The 19643-nt window shown below is 40.0% G+C and carries 19 protein-coding genes; 10 read left to right on the top strand and 9 right to left on the bottom strand.

The genetic code is table 11. The features are described 5' to 3' along the window. The 3 genes from ACKPQ5_RS02680 to ACKPQ5_RS02670 form a co-directional block, all read left to right on the top strand. Nucleotides 1–468, top strand: a 468-nt coding sequence (locus ACKPQ5_RS02680) for a formylglycine-generating enzyme family protein (RefSeq protein ID WP_407677550.1), incomplete at its 5' end; no start/stop codon positions are given. A 65-nt stretch (nt 469–533) separates the two neighbouring features. Beyond that, nucleotides 534–5885, top strand: coding sequence for a hypothetical protein (locus ACKPQ5_RS02675; RefSeq protein ID WP_407677549.1), 5352 nt, complete (start codon nt 534–536; stop codon nt 5883–5885). Nucleotides 5886–5976: 91 nt separating this feature from the next. Beyond that, nucleotides 5977–6753, top strand: coding sequence for a hypothetical protein (locus ACKPQ5_RS02670; protein ID WP_407677548.1), 777 nt, complete (start codon nt 5977–5979; stop codon nt 6751–6753). A 13-nt stretch (nt 6754–6766) separates the two neighbouring features. Here ACKPQ5_RS02670 and ACKPQ5_RS02665 read toward each other — a convergent pair whose 3' ends face one another. The 3 genes from ACKPQ5_RS02665 to ACKPQ5_RS02655 all read right to left on the bottom strand — a co-directional run bounded on the left by ACKPQ5_RS02665 (nt 6767) and on the right by ACKPQ5_RS02655 (nt 9344). Next, nucleotides 6767–7177, bottom strand: coding sequence for a phosphoribosyl-AMP cyclohydrolase (locus tag ACKPQ5_RS02665; protein ID WP_407677547.1), 411 nt, complete (start codon nt 7175–7177; stop codon nt 6767–6769). Between the two features lie 141 nt (nt 7178–7318). After that, the gene (locus ACKPQ5_RS02660) at nt 7319–8173 is read right to left on the bottom strand and encodes a purine-nucleoside phosphorylase (protein ID WP_407677546.1); all 855 of its coding nucleotides are present in this window, start codon (nt 8171–8173) and stop codon (nt 7319–7321) included. Beyond that, nucleotides 8151–9344, bottom strand: coding sequence for an AIR synthase related protein (locus ACKPQ5_RS02655; RefSeq protein WP_407677545.1), 1194 nt, complete (start codon nt 9342–9344; stop codon nt 8151–8153). The genes ACKPQ5_RS02660 and ACKPQ5_RS02655 overlap by 23 nt, the downstream gene beginning before the upstream one ends. A 72-nt stretch (nt 9345–9416) precedes the next feature. Here ACKPQ5_RS02655 and ACKPQ5_RS02650 point away from each other — a divergent pair, with 72 nt between their 5' ends. Next, nucleotides 9417–10253 (top strand): GNAT family N-acetyltransferase, encoded by an 837-nt coding sequence (locus ACKPQ5_RS02650; RefSeq protein WP_407677544.1) that lies wholly within the window; start codon nt 9417–9419, stop codon nt 10251–10253. A gap of 25 nt (nt 10254–10278) precedes the next feature. Here the strand turns inward: ACKPQ5_RS02650 and xseA are convergent, their stop codons facing one another. From xseA to ACKPQ5_RS02630, 4 genes are all read right to left on the bottom strand, one after another. Next, on the bottom strand, nt 10279–11496 hold the full coding sequence (gene xseA / locus ACKPQ5_RS02645) for an exodeoxyribonuclease VII large subunit (RefSeq protein ID WP_407677543.1): 1218 nt from the start codon (nt 11494–11496) through the stop codon (nt 10279–10281). Then, the gene (locus tag ACKPQ5_RS02640; RefSeq protein WP_407677542.1) at nt 11477–12079 is read right to left on the bottom strand and encodes a TVP38/TMEM64 family protein; all 603 of its coding nucleotides are present in this window, start codon (nt 12077–12079) and stop codon (nt 11477–11479) included. The genes xseA and ACKPQ5_RS02640 overlap by 20 nt, the downstream gene beginning before the upstream one ends. 120 nt (nt 12080–12199) lie before the next feature. Next, complete coding sequence (locus ACKPQ5_RS02635; RefSeq protein WP_407677541.1) at nt 12200–12421, bottom strand: hypothetical protein; 222 nt, start codon at nt 12419–12421, stop codon at nt 12200–12202. A 31-nt stretch (nt 12422–12452) separates the two neighbouring features. Then, nucleotides 12453–12623, bottom strand: a complete 171-nt coding sequence (locus ACKPQ5_RS02630; protein WP_407677540.1) for a hypothetical protein — start codon at nt 12621–12623, stop codon at nt 12453–12455. 62 nt (nt 12624–12685) lie between these two features. Between ACKPQ5_RS02630 and ACKPQ5_RS02625 the strand changes: the two genes are divergently transcribed. The 4 genes from ACKPQ5_RS02625 to ACKPQ5_RS02610 are packed head-to-tail and all read left to right on the top strand — an operon-like array spanning nt 12686 to nt 16136. Further along, nucleotides 12686–13537: a prephenate dehydrogenase gene (locus ACKPQ5_RS02625; protein WP_407677539.1), complete on the top strand. Its 852-nt coding sequence runs from the start codon at nt 12686–12688 to the stop codon at nt 13535–13537. Next, on the top strand, nt 13534–14874 hold the full coding sequence (gene aroA / locus ACKPQ5_RS02620) for a 3-phosphoshikimate 1-carboxyvinyltransferase (protein ID WP_407677538.1): 1341 nt from the start codon (nt 13534–13536) through the stop codon (nt 14872–14874). Before ACKPQ5_RS02625 ends, aroA begins: the two co-directional genes overlap by 4 nt. A gap of 3 nt (nt 14875–14877) precedes the next feature. Beyond that, entirely contained in the window at nt 14878–15531 is a 654-nt protein-coding gene (gene cmk / locus ACKPQ5_RS02615; RefSeq protein WP_407677537.1) for a (d)CMP kinase, read from the top strand. Beyond that, nucleotides 15528–16136, top strand: a complete 609-nt coding sequence (locus ACKPQ5_RS02610) for a lysophospholipid acyltransferase family protein (protein WP_407677536.1) — start codon at nt 15528–15530, stop codon at nt 16134–16136. Before cmk ends, ACKPQ5_RS02610 begins: the two co-directional genes overlap by 4 nt. 130 nt (nt 16137–16266) lie before the next feature. Here ACKPQ5_RS02610 and ACKPQ5_RS02605 read toward each other — a convergent pair whose 3' ends face one another. Together ACKPQ5_RS02605 and ACKPQ5_RS02600 are read right to left on the bottom strand one after the other, a co-directional pair. Continuing rightward, the gene (locus ACKPQ5_RS02605) at nt 16267–16440 is read right to left on the bottom strand and encodes a hypothetical protein (RefSeq protein WP_407677535.1); all 174 of its coding nucleotides are present in this window, start codon (nt 16438–16440) and stop codon (nt 16267–16269) included. A gap of 87 nt (nt 16441–16527) precedes the next feature. Beyond that, a complete protein-coding gene (locus tag ACKPQ5_RS02600) occupies nt 16528–17520 on the bottom strand; it encodes a phosphoribosylaminoimidazolesuccinocarboxamide synthase (RefSeq protein WP_407677534.1) in 993 nt (330 codons plus the stop codon). A 144-nt stretch (nt 17521–17664) separates the two neighbouring features. Between ACKPQ5_RS02600 and lpdA the strand changes: the two genes are divergently transcribed. Both lpdA and ACKPQ5_RS02590 read left to right on the top strand, forming a co-directional pair. Beyond that, the gene (gene lpdA, locus ACKPQ5_RS02595; RefSeq protein WP_407677533.1) at nt 17665–19062 is read left to right on the top strand and encodes a dihydrolipoyl dehydrogenase; all 1398 of its coding nucleotides are present in this window, start codon (nt 17665–17667) and stop codon (nt 19060–19062) included. Between the two features lie 95 nt (nt 19063–19157). Then, a partial coding sequence (locus ACKPQ5_RS02590) for a glycosyl hydrolase family 18 protein (protein ID WP_407677532.1) occupies nt 19158–19643 on the top strand: 486 nt, incomplete at its 3' end.

Here is a 19643-nt window from a genome sequence, read left to right as displayed (position 1 = left end):
TACAGTTTTGGAAATGATTCGGAAGAGTTATCTAATCATTCCTGGCATCTGGGAAACAGTAGATTTAAGTACCAAAAAGTCGGACAAAAATCTCCCAATCCCTTTGGCCTCTATGATATGCATGGTAATGTGTGGGAGTGGGTGCTCGATCAATTTGTTCCCCCAGCGGATACTGCCCCCAAGGGTATTTTGCAAAACCCGCTTGTTGCTCCGAATACTTTGTATCCAAGAGTGGTAAAAGGAGGATCGTGGGATGATGGTGCAGTAAGTCACAGGAGTGCGGGAAGGATGGGCTCGGAAGAAGCATGGAAGCAACAAGACCCACAAATCCCTAAAAGTGTTTGGTATCATACAGACGCAATATTTGTTGGATTTCGAGTGGTAAGACCCCGGGAAATTCCCTCTTTAGAAGATATCGAAAAGTATTGGCCCTCTGAAGAAGATATTTTAGCGATTCCGTCCCGATAAAGCACTTTTCTTCTCTATAAACTTGCATCTGGTTACAATAAGGGCTCACTTGTAAGTGTTGCCTTATGAAAAAGTTACCCGATTGTTCCCATGAAATGAAAAAGGATCGAAGAAAGGGTTTTGCTCTTGTCCTTGCTCTTTCTCTCATGAGCTTAGTGTTTTTGCTTGTCGTATCTCTCGTCAGCTTAGTGGGTACTGATCTAAACTTAGCCGAACTCAGGAAGCAAAAAGTTTTAGCTCAAGCAAATGCCCGTATGGGTATGATGGTAGCGTTGGGAGAAATCCAAAAACACTTGGGTCCGGATACACGAATTTCGGCAACTGCAGATATTTTGGATGAAAGAGTCGAATCGGGTGATTTATATGTGAACCAAAACTACGATGCCAGTCTTTCTGTATCAAGCGGAGTAGACCTCGATGAGGATAACCAATACGATAAATTATCCTTTGGCCAAAGATATTGGACTGGGGTTTGGAAAACTCGTGCGAAAAGTAAAGGAGGAATCCAACCGGGTGCGAAACCATTTCCCAATATTTTAGAAACCGGAAACTCTGTGAATAAAACAATTATGCAGGATTCTGAATTTGATCCGCACCCTGCGGTTGAAGTTGCCTGGTTAGTGAGTGGAAACGAGGGATATGAAAAAAAATTGGCGGTATTACAAGGATCCGGATCCTTTGTATCCAGGCAGGATTATATCGAGATCCCAGATGGTATTGAAAAGGATCAACGGTATTTTAATGGGGCCCAAACTTCCTATGGTCAGGAGGGGAACGCTTGGTTGGATTATCAGGGCGTGGTTCAGCAAAATTTTACAAATCAAAACTCCGGTATTTTTGATCCTCAATATTTTCACCCACTTGTCGAATTACCGGATCCGGATGATATCCAGTTTCCCAATCAGACAGTTTGGATGCTCAAAAAACCTCTCTTGAAATCTAGTTATGACCCAGAGAATCCGAGTGATTGGAAAAACCACCTTGCCGGAGAACCGGTGAAAGTAAGGAAAACTAATTTTGAAATCCCTGATGAATCAGAAGGTCTTCCCAGTACCGCTGCTTCTTATGCTTACTGGGTAGGCGACGAGGGGGTAAAAGCGAAAGTCAATCATGTGAATGTTAAAAAAGGGGAAAATGTATGGGACGATCTTTCCGTCGCATCTGAACCCAATTTAGAAACAGGATTTGGAATTACATTTTCCCCATCGATTGAAGAAGATCGACAAGATATTATCTCGCTCGGAATGTTCGCAGAGATTGATGGGGTGACGGGGGATCCGACAACGAAATCGAATCGTATCGCCGCTCATTATCATGGTCTTACTACAGAGTCTTACGGTGTTCTTGCAGATGTAAGAACAGGCGGGCTTAAAAGAGATTTAAGTAGTGCCTTTGCGGTTGAATCCGGAACAACCTGGGAAAAAGATTTTCAAGGTTATTTATATCAGGACAGAATTTACTACATGAAAAACCTGTCCTTTAAACCGACCGCGTTTGCGAATGAATGGAATGATCAATCTTCAGGACAGTTTGCAGCGACAATCGATGATAAGAATACCATTTTAGCGGGTCCCCGTTGGTCGGTTCTTAGAGATTTTCATAATAAGTGGAAAGATGCTAAATCAGATTTAGCATGGGGTTCTGTTATTAACGATCCACGCCAACAAGAAGAAAAGTTAATGCCTGACGGGTTTCCTAGGATAGTGGGAGATAATAATATTTTGTTTGCTGAACGCCCCAATAATCCAAACGGCGAGATACAAGTCTCCATTCGTGATTTAGTGGATAATTTTAATCATTTCGCTGAGAGAACAATTCGTCCCGAGCCAATAAATCATTCTGTTGTTCCCGCCCTTGTTGAGTTTAAATTTTCTGCTGTTCCAACTTGGACGGACGATAAACTTGCTCTTGCAATGTATCCATCCGTTGCCTTTTGGAATCCCTATAATATTCCTATTCAATTGAACGATGTTTATGTGGAGATACCAATCTCCGTATACATGAGTGCATATAATTCGAAGGAATGGGATTTATTTAAGAAGTGGTATATTCACAACCCCAATGCCACGGTTCATTATATTCCAGGAAATACAACAACAAGTGTTTCAAGTATGCCCACGCAAAATTGGCAGGTGCCGGGAGGAACTATGCCTTATATTGACACGAATGGTAATGGCAGGTGGGATCCTGGTGAACCCCGTACTCATATCCCTCGCCCTCCCCGTCCGCCAGGAGGAGGAGGAGGAAGCCCAAACTTGGGAGATAATAGATTTCGCTACAATCGTGGATGGATGTTAAATCAACCCTTTAACCTCAGGGATATTCGGCATCCACAGGGTGGTAACTTTGGTAATTTTAGAGGTGATAACCAGTATACAGGCTTTCCTCCAGATCTTCCGCCCTGGGGACCCAATGGGCAAATTACCAAATACCACTTTTTTAGAAGTCTTGATCAAGGCTCTTCCAATATTACTCCAACTACACTATCTGCTGAAAGGCATCTGTTACTGAAAATAAGTAATTTACAATTAGATGCGGGAGAAAAGTCTCATTTTGTGTTATCTCAAGATCAAAGATGGAACTGGGTTGATCTAGTAAGTTCAAATAATATTCAATTTATTGAGGCATCTTTATCGAAGGGAGATGAGGGTTTTGCAAATGCCCTCATTTGTAAGTCAAATTTTACAATTACAGCAAGCGAACCTTTGACTATGCAGTTTTGGATTGGAAATATTCGGGGAGTAAACCGTAGAGTCAAAGAGGATTTTGATCCTAGGACAGGAAACAGGGTACAAAGTTCATCCTATTTTCGACCACAGGGCATTACCGTGTACGGAAACGACCCGAGGACTCATTCGCTCAATAACTTAAAAGTCCTGAAAAAAATAAACAAGAAATTCTCTTTGGACATGAGCAGCGGACATTTGGATTTTTCGCAAGCCTCGCATTTGGCCAATTCCATGTCTCGGCACACCTCGGATTCTCTTGTCGGAAATGGATTTAGATTAAGGTGGAAATTTCCAGGAACTGCAAATTCGGTTGTCTTTAATCAGTTTAACCCAAGGGCATTGGTTGACAGCTTACAGGAAGGATATGGAAATAATTGGGAAACAGAATTCTTTAATGGCAGTAATTATCGCGGAAAGTCCCGCTTTCATGCGATTTACGATAAGAATAACTTCAATTTCTACACTCCTCCGACAAGGGGTGAAGATTTAGATCCATTGACTGATTTTACTACCACTTCTACACCTGGCGCAGGTTTTGAGACAGAATTCTTTACGGATGCAATTGTACCCAAGGCCGGACTGGAGAACAGTGCTGGCTTCTTTCACGAGCAAATGCAAATTGGCTCTACGATGGGAGCAAGTGCTTCAGCAGTAATGTTCGACCTTCCCCGCACACCCCTTTTATCCTTAGGTCAATTAAAACATGCGAATCTCAATAATTATTCTCATGGCCCCGCCTATACAGTTGGAAACTCATATGCGTCACCTCAAGTGGGTCGTTACAAGACATGGGCAAGGGTACGTGCCCTGAAAGCGCAACCAAAGGGCACCATGGATATCGTTGGGCAAAAGGCCACATTTAATTTTCTTGCTGATATACCTGGAGTGGGCTCCAGACAAATTAATTTATTTCCTTGGCAAAGTAATTGGAATACGGGAATGGGTGCGATTCGAGATGATGGGGCTCAGAATGAACATCAAAATGTTACTCTAGATCATTCTTATTATGCAAACCGTGCCTTATTTGATGGATATTTCTTTTCTGGAATTGATGGATTAGATACTTTTACCCAAATTCCGACGGACCTGGAGCCAGGGAAAAGGTTTAGTCCGTTTAGGAATTCACGATTAACTCCATTTTTGAGGGAAGAGTGGATGGAAAATGGTCAATGGAAACTCACTGAATATGATCAAAAAGATTTAGTTAAGTTGGGTGAATCAGAAAATAAGGACCTTCAATATCAGACTCTTGCTTCCGATCTAATTTTGGATGGTGCATTTAATATAAATTCAACTTCCGTTAATGCTTGGGTCTCTCAGTTGAGTGCTCTTAAGGGCATTCGTGGGTCAGGTGGTTCTTCTCCTTCGAGCGAAACCCTTTTTCCGCGTTTTCTGGATGAAATAGATAAGAACCCATGGAATCAAATTTGTAGTTTAGACGATGCTGAAATTATAAATTTGGCCAAGAGCATGGTGAAGCAAATTAAATTGCGTGGTCCTTTTCTTTCTTTTTCTGACTTTGTAAACCGCCGAATTCAAAGTGAAGCAAAGGACAGTCTTGTCTTTCTCCCTTTTACTGAATGGCCAGAGGAAACGAGAAATTCAACAATTGGCCTACGAGGAACAGTACAGGCTGCGATAGCAGACGCGAATATCAACCAAGGTAATTTCCAATTTAACCCGTCTAGTCAACCAATGGGTAATCCAATTATTCCTAAAGTTCCTACGACAAGATTTAGATCAAACCAATATCTAACTACTCCATTTAATGATTCCAACTACATCACTCAAAGTAATTTCGAATCCTCAGATTTTGGGCTTCATGCAGTTATCGGAACACAATATCAAAACCCGAATAGTGGCAGTGTTTTTAAAAGAGTTGTTTTTTCACAACCCGCCACCCCGATTCCATCCAGGAGCAATCCAATTTGGCCAACTGATTATACGACTTATCCGCAACCGTGGGGCATGGGGGTAGAAGATCGTGAAAATATTCAACCACCTTTTGGGAGACCTGGCTATATTACTCCTAATACAGGCGGCTCTGAAGACCGAGTCGAATATAAGATGTATTATTATGAGAACGCGTTTTCAAGCGGGGAAGCTCCCGACAACTTACTTGCGGTTGAAAATGTGGCAACCGCAGCCAATAAGCCTGGTTGGCTTATGCAGGCAGATGTCCTTAGCCCGCTTGCCCCGGTAACATCAGCTCGTTCTGATACATTTACCATTCGGGTTATGGGGGAAAGCCCAGCAACAGAGGACCAGGTATTCTCCTCTCGTGCATGGATCGAACTTACGGTTCAGCGAACCCCGGATTATATTAAATCAGAGCTAGACGCTCCCCATCATCGTCCGCATGAACCCTTTGAAGACATGAATTTTGATGGAATATGGAATGGTAGAGATGAGCATTGGTTGGATTTAAATCAAAACAGTCGTAACAAAGAAGGGAGTGATGTGACTTCAGGGCCAGAGGGCGGACCCGATCTTCCTGGAATTGGAAAAACGGGTGCTAATGATTTATTTGCGGATGGATTAAAATCTGACTTGAAGTTAAATCAAGATCCTTCGGAGGAGACTTTATCAAACCCAGACAAAGATATTTCTTATCAGGGAATAAACCAAAGATTTGGAAGAAAATTCAGGATTATAAAATTTCGCTGGTTAAATGAGAAGGACGTATAAAAGCAACTTTGCTTTTTAATTCGAACTGTTGTTTTATCTGTTGATGCTTACAAAATTTACAAGATATAAGTCAGTCTTTTTTTTCCTAGTTTTGAATATATTTGGCATTGGAAATGTCAATGCTCAGGAGAAATTGATGGAACCTGTTGCAGTCTTTTCCGCCGTCTTTTTAGAAAAATATAATAGTGAATCTTTTTCCTATGCTCCATGGGGAAACGAAAAAGAATCAAACGCTACAATAGAAGAAATTTCAATCGGCTCCAGTTCGATGTCGAGAAAGTTTGTTTATTACGGCGATGGGAATGTGAATTTTTATAACAAAAGACGACCGAGGGAGTGGGAAGTAGAAGACGAAAATAATTCAATTCGACAACCCATGGGAATCCTGTCTGCTGAGTTTGAGTTACCTCAGGGAAAAAGCGGTATTCAGGAGTTCTTATTATTATTCGTGAACAAGAAAAAAAATGGATTATGGAGAATTTATCCTATTCCGTTTTCCAAGAATGAAGTCCCTGTAGGAAGTTATAAATTTATTTCTCAATCTCGTACTCCGCTCTATGTAATCTTTGGAAAAGAGAAGTTTAGTCTTCCCTCGTCTAAGACAAAGGTGAGCCCCGCAGTTTTGGAGGAGGGGAAAAGGGGGGTTTTGTTAAAAGCAATGATTCAAAAAAATGCTCAATACCTCGAAGTCTTTAATCAAAGGTTTGGCCACTCACCGATCATGCGAGGAATCTTTTTTCTTGGACTGGATGGCAGTAAATTAAAGGTAAAAAAAGTGGCTGAATTAAGTCAGCCTTTATCCAGTGCAACCGGTTATGGAAAGCCTCGTTTTCGTACAGATATTAAAGAAGAAAGCGAGTTAGAATAAGAAGGGATTAAATTTATTTAAATTCTAATTCGGTGAAACTTTTCAACTTTCGATAATAGCAACCGGCACGGGGTGTACCATCTTCTTTCTTCGTGTGGCAGGCTCCCCTGCCCTTTGGCTTTACTCGATAAAGGAGTGAGTTTTGCTCACAGTTTACGCATACTTCGACAATTTCAAGATAATCTCCTGAGGTTTTTCCTTTTATCCACAGTTCATTTCGACTGGTGCTCCAAAAAGTGGCCATATTTTCTTGTAATGTAGTCTTAAGGGCGAGTTCGTTGGCATATCCGACGATGAGTACTTCTCCTGTATCGGCGTCCTGTGCGACCGCGGGGATAATATCTTCTTTACAGTCCGCCACTTTCTTAAGCTTTGTAAAATCAAGCTCTAAGCGAATCCCTTCCTCAATTTCATGATGATTCATAAGCTATAACTCCATGTATAATTATTTAGATGTGTCGAACATGAAATGAAAGCATTCCCAATTAACCGTAAGTTTAGAAACTTTAAAATTCTCCCGGTCGGGCGATCGATAAACTTTTGCTTGTTTAAGAAATGAAGTTTTTTAAGCAAGTAAATCCCTGAGGAAGGCAGAAAAGAATGCCTTCATCTTGGGAAGTGCAATTTGGGCGGCTTGTTTAACATCTTGATGAGAAAGCTTTTCTTCTGAAATCCCTGCGGCTAAATTACTGATGCAGGAAACTGCCAGTACTTTCATACCTAATCCATTTCCGATCATTGCTTCTGGAATAGTTGACATTCCTACTGCATCGGCACCGAGCACCCGAAACGCATTAATTTCGGCGGGAGTTTCAAATGCAGGGCCGGAGAGTCCCAAATAAATCCCTTTCACGAATGGTAAGTCATTCTTCTTGGCAATTTCTTGAAGTCTTTGCCTAAGGGTATTGTCGTAAACTTCAGTTTGATCAGGAAATCTGGGTATTTTAGGATTGAGGGAGGCACCAATTAAGGGATTTGAATCCATAAAATTGATATGATCTTCTACAATCATGAGGTCGCCCACTTGAAAGTTTGGATTAATTCCTCCAGCTGCATTTGTTAAGAGAAGGTTCTGTATTCCTAATTCGTTTGCAAGAAGAACGGGAAAGCGAATGGGGTCCCATCCTTCCCCTTCATATAAATGTCTCCTGCCTTGAAAGAGTAAAATTTGTTTTTGATTGATTTCGCACAAGCTCAGAATACCCTCATGTCCTTCAACCGTGGTGGAGGAAAACCCCGGTATCTCCGAGTAGTTAATAGATAAAGAATTGGGGAATATTTCACTGATTTCTCCCCATCCAGAGCCACATATAAGTGCGACTTCAGGGTTTATTTTTCCCCACGCATTACGGAGGTATGTAACAGTTTTAGTAAGGGTTACTTTTATTTTTTCAGTCTCATCCATAGTGCAATTCAACATGATCTGATTTAATAGTAAGATGATTGCTATAATCTGGCTTTATGCTCTTTTCGGTATGGCCAATCACTTGTGCATCAATCTGATAAGACTTGGAAAGGGCAATTATTTCTTCCGCCGCTTCGGGTTTACAATACACTTCGAATCGATGCCCCATATTATACACTTGATGCATCTCCCTATCCGTTGTTCCTGAGACCCGTTGAATTTCCTGAAATAGTGGGGGGGGGGTAAAAAGATTATCTTTTATATGATATACATTTGTACCGAAGCGCATGCATTTAGTTTGCCCGCCTCCAGAACAATGAACCAAGCCTAAGATTGATTGTCCCACTTTCGACATGATTGATTTAACAACTGGAAGGTAGGTCCGAGTGGGGCTAAGTAATGCTTCTCCAATCAAAAGAGATGAATTAACTAATTTATCCTGCATGCGAAATGGTCCGCAATAGAGAAATTCTTCCTTAGTTTGAGGATCAAAAGTTTCAGGGTAATTTTGGCGATAGTGAGGGGAGAGTATTTCATGACGGGCACTTGTTAATCCATTGCTTCCAATACCACTATTTTCTTTATTCTCATAAGTGGACTGTCCCGATGAAGATAAGCCCACAATGCTTAACCCAGGGCAAATATTAGCATTATCAATGATTTTTTCCTTCGGCACGATGGCAACCGCACAGGAATCTACGGCAACCGTTCCAGTAAGGTCTCCCACATCCGCGGTCTCCCCTCCCCCACTGGAAACATCAATATCAAAATCACGCAATGTTTGAATAAATTCCTCCGTACCTTCGATCAGAGAGGCAAGAGCCTCTCCGGGAAAGTTTCTTGCATTTCGGTTCACTGTACTAGAAAGAACAACTTGGTCCCAAATACCAACGCAGGCGAGGTCATCCAAATTCATCACAATACTATCTTGTGCAATACCTCGAAACACAGAAGCGTCCCCGGTTTCTTTATACCAAAGATAAGCAAGGATAGATTTCGTGCCAGCACCATCAGAGTGGATGACATTGCACATATCTTTATTTCCCGTTAGGAGATCATTGGTAACTTTGCAAAACGCGCCTGGGAAGCATCCACGGTCCAGTTTATCTACGACTTGATGAACTTCATCCTTGCTTGAGGAAACTCCTCTTTGATTATATCGATTATTTGAATCGTTGCTTGCCATATTATTTATTCTGTTTGATCGAGTTCTTTAAATAAAACAATTTCTTGGAATGGTTATTATCGCCTTCATAAAATGAAAGTACAAAGTTATAGAACATTAGCTAGATTTATTCAAAAGACCGAGAATTTTCTTTTGGGAAATGAGGTTGTTAATAATTTATTTTGGGAAACTCTTTCTGGATTAGTCAAAGTGCCTTCCTCTTCAGTTTGGGCAGGAGTAATTATTGAGAATGGAGAAATAAAACTTTGTGCGATTCGAACTGAGGCAAATTATTTATTAATTTCCAGTGGGAAAAATATTTACCTAGAACACTTAATCCAATATTTCAAAAGAAAAAAGTGGAAATTAAAGGGGGTGTCCGGCCCCCGTCAGGGCAGTCTCTTTTTTACCAAAATTTGGCTAAAGGGTATCTCAGAACAAGTGGAAGGTCGCAGAGATTTTGGTATCTACGAATCACCTAAAAAGATTTCTCAATGGCGAAATGATAGCACCAAACAATATTCGATCAAAGCAGTCGGAAATAACGAATGGCCAAGAGCTCGTTTATGGGCGTTCAATTTTGCCTGTGAGTCAAATCCTCCACTCAATGGTTCGGCATTAGTTTTAATGGCGAAGAAAATGATGAAAAACCAATCTTTATTTTTTATCCAGAGTGCCAATTTTGAAACATGCGGGATGGCCGGCTTTGGTAGAGAGACACCTTCTTATTTTGTAATTAATCTTGTTTATGTTCCAGTCGAGTGGCGAAATCAAAAAATTGCCCAGAAGTTAATTTTAGATTTAGTTCATTTTACCCAACAGGAAAAAAAGAAAAAATGTATCCTTTTTAGCGACTACCAAGAGGGCGGTAATCTTTATCAATCAATCGGTTTTAAAATGGTTTCGAAATATGCAGAGAGGATGTTTTGAATTTAAATTAAAATTTAAATAAAATTTAGTTTTCTACTTTCATTTCCCTGGAGCCGTCTTGGAAAACTGCTTTTACGATATCATTCTTTTTGAGTTTTTCAGCACGATCTATTGTTTGTCCGTTTAAGTTTTCAAATATGGAAAATCCACGATTCAGGACCGATTTCATACTACTACTTTCCAATCGTTGGTGGAGTGAGTCTATTTTATATAAATTATGACCAATGAATTGTTCCATCACGCGGTCCATTCGCAGTGAAAAATCATCTAAGTGTTGATGATAACTTTCCATTTTGGATTGAGGAGATAATACCTGCAATTTAGCTTCTAAAAGTGTCAGTTTTTCGTGACGCACTCTGATTGCTTGTTGGGGGATGTCCCGTAGATGAATTTGAAGTGCCTTGAGGTGCTCAATTTGCTGGATGTGTTGTGAAGTTATCCATTCCGCAGAAGCAGAGGGTGTCTCGGCACGAAAATCGGCAGCAAAATCAGTGAGTACAAAGTCTGTCTGGTGGCCAATCGCAGAAATAATGGGTGTTTTGGACGAAGCAACGGCACGAACTAACTCTTCGTCATTAAAAGCCCAAAGGTCCTCAATGGCTCCGCCTCCTCGAGTCAGAACTACTAGATCGTAATCATTATCTCTTTCCACATTGGATAAGGCATTAATTAATTCTTTTGGAGCATCTCTACCTTGTACTGAGGAATTAAAAATATCAATTTCTCCAGACCATTTTCTTCGTTTTAATATACTTAGAAAATCCTGTAAGGCAGCACCTCTAATCGAGGTAATTAGGGCAATTTTTCTTGGAAGTTTTGGTAGAGTTACCTTTTGACTATCATCAAATAAACCTTCGTCTAATAGTTTTGCTTTTAAACGATCAAATTGAAGTCGCAAGTTACCGGTTCCATCCTGCATTAGATGTTTGATTCGAAATTGATAATCTCCCCGTGGTTCGTAGACGGTAACATTTCCATAAGCTACGCACTCATCACCCTCCTGTGGAATATATCCCAGATGAGAAAAATCGCCTTTGAAGAGAACTGCTTTAATCTGACTGGTGGAGTCTTTTAAAATAAAATACCGGTGTCCACTAGGCTGTGCCCTTAAATTTGAAATTTCACCTTTTATCCAAACAGGGGGAAACCTATTTTCGAGTGTACTCTTAATTTCTCTTGTTAATTGTCCAACCGACCATATTTCGGAGGAGTCCTGATTTTCTTCAAATAGATTTGTCTGCATTATTTTGTTTTTTAGAGACAGTGCGACCAATCAAGATCATGATGATAAGAATGGAGACCCCACTCCATATAAATTTCCAACTTCCACCGAAAATTCCTGCTGAGGCCAAAACAAATCCACAATCAGTAATTGCCACAATCGGAATCGAGACAAGAAGATATTTTGAAAAGGGAATTTTCAATAAGCCAAGTGCGTAATTGGTAAAGATAAATGGAATTCCAGGAGTGAGACGTAGAATGATTGCCCACTGAGTTAAATTATTAGGGGGTAGTTCAGGTATTCTGTACTTAAACCTTTTAAGCAGTTTGTCTATAAATGAACGCCCAATGCCATGTGCGAGCCAATAGGTCCAAACTAGGTTTAGGGATAAAGCAAGTACGCTGATGGCACAAGCGAGACCAGTACCGTATTTGGTTCCCCATATTCCAAATAAAAATAAAAAGGGTGCACATGGTAAGATAAAACCGGGTAAAATAGCCAGGGCGACGAAAAGCCAAAATCCATTATCAAGTAAAAATTTTTTAAACAAAGACCAATTGTCTAGCACATAATGTTTACCTTCCTCTCCCCCAATTGTGATCACGACAAAATAAAGAACCCCAAGAATGGAGAAAATAGATAGAACCAAGCAAAAAGTTAAAAACAACTTACTATTGATAAGCTTCAAATATAGTAATAATGGGGGTTTTAAAAAATAAAAAGATTAGTCTTTGGTAATAATCTTTACCGGTACATCCGAGTCGTTTTCATCTATGCCTTCATTCCAACTTGGTACATTTTGATCGAGCTCTTTAATATTATCGGTCGATTGGTATTTTAGATAAGTGTTTACTATTGGCAAAGCAAGAAATACTGCGGTGCATAAAATTAGTACAATTAGTATAAGTTCAATTTTACAGAAACCTTTCTTTTCTTTCGACGTCATGATAAAGTTGTTTTTCACAGTGTTCATACTATCAACCCAATAACCAAAAAAGTATTCCTGGCAAGGTAATGCCAATTAATGAAACGATTCCTAAAACCATTTGAGCTCGAAACGCTTTTTTTTGATTTTCGGGTGTTAAGGGTGAGGGCGGTTGGCCCCAATCATTATCTTTTGAGTCTTGCTCTTTAAAATCATTTTCCATCAATGGATAAGTTGTAATATTAAAATTCTAACTATCAACCAAATTTAAGCACTAGTTAATCAATGTTCGAGCAAATCACCATTCTTGGTTCCGGTTTATTGGGAGCATCGCTTGCGATGTCTATTCATCATGCCAAGATTGCACAATCAATTACAATATGGGCGAGAAGAAAAGAGACGGTAGACTTGTGTTCTTCGAAAACTTGGTGTCAACATGGGGAAGAAAACCTAGAAAGGTCTGTCATTGGAAGCAATTTGGTAATTATTTGTACGCCAGTGGAAACAATCGGAGGAATAGCAAGACAGATTGCTCCTTATTTAGAAAAAGGGACTCTGGTTACTGATGTGGGAAGCGTGAAGAACCAAATTTGCTTGGATTGTGAAGAGGCAATGAAAAGCTCGGAGGGATTTTTTATTGGTTCGCACCCGATGGCAGGTTCAGAAAAGTCAGGGATGGATTTTGCAAGCAAAGAACTAGTGAATGGGAAATCGTGTATCATTACCCCGATGAAGGATGCTCCAGTAAACTATATTCAAAAGTTAGAAGAGTTCTGGAAAGCATTAAAAATGATCGTATTCCGATTTAGTCCAGCTGAACATGATCGGGCGGCTGCATACTTTAGCCATTTACCACATTTACTTGCCTCCTGTCTTTCAAGGCACCTTGATACCCAGGACCCAAACTGGAAAAAAATCTCAGGAAATGGGTTGAAAGATACAACTAGAATTGCTGAGGGAGATCCCCTTCTTTGGCAGCAAATTTTTCAGATGAATAAAAAAGAAATTTTAACTTCAATAGCAGGCTGGGAGAAATCACTTGAAGAAATTAAAGAATTATTGAAAGGAGAAAATAAAAACGAATTACACAACTATTTAAAAATAGGATCAAACTTTCGTAAGGACTTAGATAAATGAACGATGATTTTATAGATATTATACCGTTTAGTAATAAAAATAAATGTATGTTGGAAGTTCCCGGATCTAAGAGTATTTCGAACCGTGCACTTATTTTAGCAGTATTAAATGATGGAGTTGTTAAATTAAACGGTATATTGCACAGTGAGGATGTCGATATCATGCTCGATGCCTTAAAATTATTGGGCGTAAAAATTGAAATTGAAAGAGAAAATAAATCAGTTGTTGTTTATGGTTGTAAAGGAGTCCTGCCCGTTAAGAAAGCCACTATAAATGTTGGGAATGCGGGAACGGTAGCTCGATTTCTTACCGCTCTACTTGCCTTACAAGAAGGAGGTGAATATTCTCTCGATGGATCTCTGCCAATGAGGGTTCGGCCGATGGGTGGATTGCTCAATGTGCTAGAATCACATGGTGCAAAACTTGAGTTTAAGGGTGAAAAGAATTGTTTCCCTTTTACCATAAAAACAAATGCTCTATCGAATGAAGATTGGGAGATTGATGCCTCGGCAAGTAGTCAAATATTATCTGCTATTCTATTAATTAGTCCATTAATTCCTGGCGAAATTCGGCTTAACTTAATTGGTGAAACTGTATCAAGGCCATTTGTACAGATGACAGTAGAAATGATTCATCAATTTACCGAGAATGGTTCTCAAAAAATTACTCAGAATGGAAACAAATTCTTAATACCTGATTTAAACTTAAATATTGAAAGCGGAAATTATGCTATCGAGCCTGATGCAACTGCTGCTTCCTATTTTATTTCCCTCCCTTTGTCAGTGGGCGGTGAGATTGTCGTGCAAAACCTTCAAAATTGTAACTTACAGGGGGATATAGGTTTTTGTGAGGTAGTAAAAAACATAGGATTTCGTATTTCTAGATCTGAATTCGGTATCGAATCACGCCTGGATACAATCGCCGGGGGAGGAGATTTCGACTTCAATGATATTTCTGATACCTTTCTGACCCTTGCTGCCCTTTCACCCCTTCTTCAGTCTCCACTCAGAATCTCGGGCATTGCCCATACACGCAAACAAGAAACCGATCGGGTAAGTGCAATGGCAAATGAACTTCGAAAACTGGGACAAAATGTAGAAGAGGGCCACGATTTTCTTTCGATCCAACCAAGTTTAAATAAATTATCTAGTGTTTCTCCTGTTTCTATCAATACTTATGACGATCATCGATTTGCGATGTGTTTTGCCATATTAGGTTCTCACGATTTATTTAAAAATGGTAAATCGTGGATGCGAATCCAGGATCCCAATTGTTGTGCAAAAACTTTTCCTAAGTTTTTTCAGGTACTCTCTCATCTCCAATCTAACTGTATTTAATTGATGAAAAAATTCACTGTTATTGCTATTGACGGAGGTGCAGGTACCGGAAAATCAACAACTGCAAATCTTTTATCTAACCAATTTAACTTCTTACATGTTGATACGGGTTCTCATTACCGCGCGATTACCGCAGCTCTTTTAGATAGCGATATTTCACCTGTGGATGCTGCTGAATCTCCAAATTTAAATAAAATTAAATTAAATTCAGATATTACTGGCAAGAAATCAGTCATTACAATAAATGGTTTTAGTTATCAGCAAAATATACTTCGCTCGGATAAGATTAATTCCAGTGTTTCGTCCTATGCTTCGATTCCCAGTATACGTTTACATCTTTTTAACTATCAGAAATCGCAAGTTGAATTGGCACGATCTAACCATTATTCTGGATTAGTTATGGAGGGTCGCGATATTGGTACAGTAATCTTACCTAATGCCGACCTAAAGTTGTTTTTGACTGCAGATGAAACAATTCGCTCTAAAAGACGCGAGTTAGATGGTGAATCAGATCAGATTTCTATCCGTGATCACTTAGATAAGACAAGAAAGATTGCCCCACTTACCCAATGTAATGATTCGGTTATAATCGATACGACACAATTAACAAAGGAAGAGGTTTTATCTCACATTTCCCAATTAGTTCATAATCTGTGATCACCTACACCTATCGTAGCGCTCAAATATTATCTTTTTTATACTTTAGAATTTTTCATAAGTTAGTAATTGATGGTTTAGACAATGTACCCTCATCTGGTGGTTTTATACTTGCTTCCAATCATTTAAGTTTTTTAGACCCTCCCCTCGTCGGTTGTAAGGTTAATCGCAATTTACATTATTTTGCCCGTGATTCACTATTCAAAGGCCCTCTTGGCTTTTTAATCAAACGACTGAACTCCATTCCAGTTAATCGGGGACAGTTAGATCTCGGTACGCTAAAGCATACATTAAGAGTTTTGAAGCAGGGGGACCCCCTTCTCGTCTTTCCTGAAGGAACGAGAAGCACAGACGGTAGTCTCGGTACCGGTAAAAAGGGACTCGGCTTACTTGTGCTTAAGTCCAAGTGCCCAGTATTACCTGTTCGTATAAAGGGTAGTTATGAAATCTTGGGAAAAGGAATGTTTTTTCCTAGGATTGGTCGAAAATTGAGTATCACTTACGGTCCTTTAATACCCTTCGATTCTCTATGTTCCGATCCGCTCTCCAAGGACAGTTATGAAGAAGTCTCTACTCAAGTTATGCGTGAAATTGGTCAACTTTAGTTTACCAATGAAACCTTGAAAATTCTCAAAATTGCGAATGCACAATTTGTAGTGTTTAAAATCGTTAAAACTAGCATGTTAATAGGCATTTGAAATGTCGAATGTATCTTAATCAGCATGTCAGTTTTATCTACCAAGGGCGGGCAAGAGTAGTAAGGTTTGAATTTGAACCTATAAATCCGCACAGGGCGTTTGAACGACCTGCAATGGTAATGTAAATAGATGATTCTTCATTTTGGTTATCGTAGGGATCATGAGAACCTTCAATGGTTGCTAGGGTGCGGATGTGACATGCTGTTCCCATTTGATTCCTATTTTACCTAGGTTATCAATTATTCTTTAAGCATGTGACTCTTCAGATACTGATCCCGACATTATGACCAATTTTATATTAGCCAAGGTAAGGTTTTAGATTATTAAAAATACGTTCTTCCATGGTCTGTGTTAGGTCTGGAAAAGAAAAGTTTTCGCCAGTAATTGTCTCATACAGATGAATATACCTAGCAGAAAGTTCCGTGACCAATTCTTTTGGTGCTTCCGGAAGAATTTTATCGTTATAGGGGTCGCAGTGTGCCTTGAACCACAGTCTTAAAAATTCTTTATCAATATTTTCAGGTTCCTTTTGATTATCTAATCTTTCTTGGAAACTTTCCTCTATCCAATATCGGCTTGAATCTGGTGTGTGAATCTCATCAATAAGTGTAATTTCACCATTTTCATCAAGTCCCATTTCATATTTTGTGTCTACAAGGATGAGTCCATGTTTGGATGACATCTCCTGACCTCGCACGAATAAATCAATTGCTTTTTGGGATGCATATTCCCAATGGTCTTTCTCCATCCACCCTTCTGCAATAATTTCATCAGGCGATATTGCTCTGTCATGCTCTTCTTCTTTCGTGGTTGGGGTAATAACAGGTTTTGGTAATTTTTGATTTTTTACCATGCCATCCGGGAATTGAATTCCACAATATTCTCGGTTCCCTTCTTCATAAATTGTCCACAGGGAAGTACTTGAACTACCAGTCACAAACCCGCGAACCACAAATTCGATCGGAAATGGCGTACATTTTTTGGCAATGGTGACATTCGGATCAGGAAAATCAATCACATGATTGGGGATAATATCTTTCGTCTGATTGAACCACCAAGCACCGGTTTGATTGAGTACTTGACCCTTGAATGGAATCGTTGCCAATATTCGATCGAAAGCAGACTGCCTGTCTGTTGTTATGAGAGCAAAAGTTTTTCCCAAATCATATCTATCTCTAACTTTTCCTTTAAAGCAGGTACCCTGTTTTAGAGAAGTGGATGTAAGGCAATGGGATAGACTGTTTACAATTATGTCGCGATAATTATTTTTTGTTTTTAGTTGTTCGATCATTTTCAGAAAATGAACTAAAGCAGGAAATGAGTTAAATTAGAATCCCAAACGAAAATTTCAGCACAACCGAATCTTATTTTCGTTTCATTGACTAGTAAGCTTTAGGTAATTAGTATTATGTAATTTCCATTCAATATTTAATTTATGACATCTGATATTACTTACGATCTTATTATTATTGGCGGTGGGCCCGCTGGTTACGCCGCTGCCATTCGGGCTGGGCAGCTTGGAAAAAAGGTAGTTTGCATCGAAATGGAGCGTGCTGGTGGAACCTGTTTAAATTGGGGCTGTATCCCTTCAAAGGCTCTTTTGAAAAGTGCCGAGTCTTTTCAGGCGGCACTGCATTCCGAGGTATTTGGTTTTAGTTGTAAGGAAATAGAAGTGGATTTTGAAAAAGTGATGGGTCGATCCCGTAAGGTGGCGAATCAAATGGGCGGTGGAATTGAATTTTTATTTAAGAAAAATAAGGTGGAATACATTGTTGGCAAGGGATTGGTCCATGCTGCTGGAATGGTAGAAATTACGGAAGGCGAGAAGGCTGGAACTTATTTGAAGGGAAGTAGGATAATGATTTCTACGGGTTGCAAGCCCAGAACTTTGCCTGAAATCGCAGTTGATGGAAAGAGAGTGATGACATCCCGGGAAGCTTTGGCAATGACTGAGCAGCCAAAGACTATCGCGATTATGGGTGCAGGTGCAATTGGTGCAGAGTTTGCTTATTTTTTAAATGCCTTCGGTACAAAAGTGACACTGATTGAAATGTTGCCTAAAGTCTTACCAGTAGAGGATGCTGAAATTTCTGATGCTTTGCATAAATCATTTGCTGAACAGGGAATTGATTGTCGGGTTGGCACCCGTGTTGACTCGGTGGAGGTTGGAGAAAATGGCGTTTCGCTTACATTGGGTAATGACGAGGGAAGTGAAAGCCTGGAGGTTGAATCCCTCTTGCTGGCAATCGGTGTAGTTCCTAATCTTGATGGTGCAGTTTCAGAAAAACTAAAACTGGATACTGTGAAAGGTTATCTGAAAGTAGACGAAAATTATGAAACTTCAGAATCCGGAATTTATGCGACCGGCGATATTGTCGGTCCTCCTTGGTTAGCTCATATTGCCACCTACCGTGCAATACAGGCTGTTAATGGAATGTTTGGTCATTCGCAACCTGTACCAGTTGATGCCTTTCCGGGTTGTACCTACTGTCAGCCTCAGGTTGCCAGTATTGGTTTAACGGAGGAGAAGGCAAAAGAGGAAGGTATCGAATACAAAGTCGGTAAGTTTCCTTTTGCGGCATCCGGCAAAGCGGTGGCGGTGAATCATTCAGAGGGCTTTGTGAAGGTAATTGTGGGTGAGAAATACGGAGAGATTTTAGGGGCTCATATTATCGGATCGGATGCTACCGAGTTAATTACGGAGTATGGATTGGCAATGAAATTGGAAGCCACCGTAGACGAGATTCATGGAACGATTCACGCTCACCCGACTATGAGTGAAGCCTTGGCTGAGGCCGCTGCTGCCGCCCATGGGGAAGCGATTCATATTTAATTAAATTTTTTCTGAAGCAACTTTTCTGGTTGGTAGCCCTTCTTTTGTTTGGGTCGGCGAATGCCAATAAAGTGGGGGTTAAAGCATGTCGCGTTATGACTTGGGTCCCTCCTTACGCGACAGATGTATGCCGGGCACGCTTAGATCAATCATTCGGAGGTATGGGGATGAAAGATGGTCTTACCCACATAGGACTCCAATTCTGGCGTCCTACAACTAAAGGTCAAATTAAGTTGGTTGATAATTTTAAGCCAATCGATGATTCAACCATTATAAACTTTCGTAAATGGGGAAATGCCAATAATGTGCGGGTATTACTTTGTGTTTATAACAGCACCCGAAATGGCTGGAACTGGGATTTAGCTAAAAACGTATTTGAAACGCATAGAAAACAATTCATTGCGGCCTTAGTTGCTGAAACCGTGCGACTTAAGTTAGGCGGGGTTGACATCGACTTTGAAGGGAAAGGAAAGTGTGAGGACGATAAGAAGGCATTTGTTAAGTTTATTATGGAGCTATCCATTGCACTTAAGGCGAAGGGAAAGGAGCTTACGGTTGATAGCTTTGCATATAAATGGAAT

Origin of the sequence: Candidatus Seribacter sulfatis, assembly GCF_964187635.1 — a bacterium.
In the GTDB taxonomy this organism is placed as follows: domain Bacteria; phylum Verrucomicrobiota; class Verrucomicrobiia; order Opitutales; family Seribacteraceae; genus Seribacter; species Seribacter sulfatis.
Note: the sequence above shows the minus strand (reverse complement) of the source record. Positions and strands in the feature narration are given on the sequence as shown.

Bases quoted from the DNA above. Each gene is read 5' to 3' on its own strand.
- ACKPQ5_RS02665 (WP_407677547.1), bottom strand. From the start codon at position 7,177: ATGAATCATCATGAAATTGAGGAAGGGATTCGCTTAGAGCTTGATTTT.
- ACKPQ5_RS02605 (WP_407677535.1), bottom strand. From the start codon at position 16,440: ATGGGAACAGCATGTCACATCCGCACCCTAGCAACCATTGAAGGTTCT.
- ACKPQ5_RS02600 (WP_407677534.1), bottom strand. From the start codon at position 17,520: ATGATCGAACAACTAAAAACAAAAAATAATTATCGCGACATAATTGTA.
- lpdA (WP_407677533.1), top strand. From the start codon at position 17,665: ATGACATCTGATATTACTTACGATCTTATTATTATTGGCGGTGGGCCC.
- aroA (WP_407677538.1), top strand. From the start codon at position 13,534: ATGAACGATGATTTTATAGATATTATACCGTTTAGTAATAAAAATAAA.
- ACKPQ5_RS02650 (WP_407677544.1), top strand. From the start codon at position 9,417: ATGAAAGTACAAAGTTATAGAACATTAGCTAGATTTATTCAAAAGACC.
- ACKPQ5_RS02630 (WP_407677540.1), bottom strand. From the start codon at position 12,623: ATGGAAAATGATTTTAAAGAGCAAGACTCAAAAGATAATGATTGGGGC.
- ACKPQ5_RS02635 (WP_407677541.1), bottom strand. From the start codon at position 12,421: ATGACGTCGAAAGAAAAGAAAGGTTTCTGTAAAATTGAACTTATACTA.
- cmk (WP_407677537.1), top strand. From the start codon at position 14,878: ATGAAAAAATTCACTGTTATTGCTATTGACGGAGGTGCAGGTACCGGA.
- ACKPQ5_RS02675 (WP_407677549.1), top strand. From the start codon at position 534: ATGAAAAAGTTACCCGATTGTTCCCATGAAATGAAAAAGGATCGAAGA.
- ACKPQ5_RS02625 (WP_407677539.1), top strand. From the start codon at position 12,686: ATGTTCGAGCAAATCACCATTCTTGGTTCCGGTTTATTGGGAGCATCG.
- ACKPQ5_RS02660 (WP_407677546.1), bottom strand. From the start codon at position 8,173: ATGTTGAATTGCACTATGGATGAGACTGAAAAAATAAAAGTAACCCTT.
- ACKPQ5_RS02655 (WP_407677545.1), bottom strand. From the start codon at position 9,344: ATGGCAAGCAACGATTCAAATAATCGATATAATCAAAGAGGAGTTTCC.
- xseA (WP_407677543.1), bottom strand. From the start codon at position 11,496: ATGCAGACAAATCTATTTGAAGAAAATCAGGACTCCTCCGAAATATGG.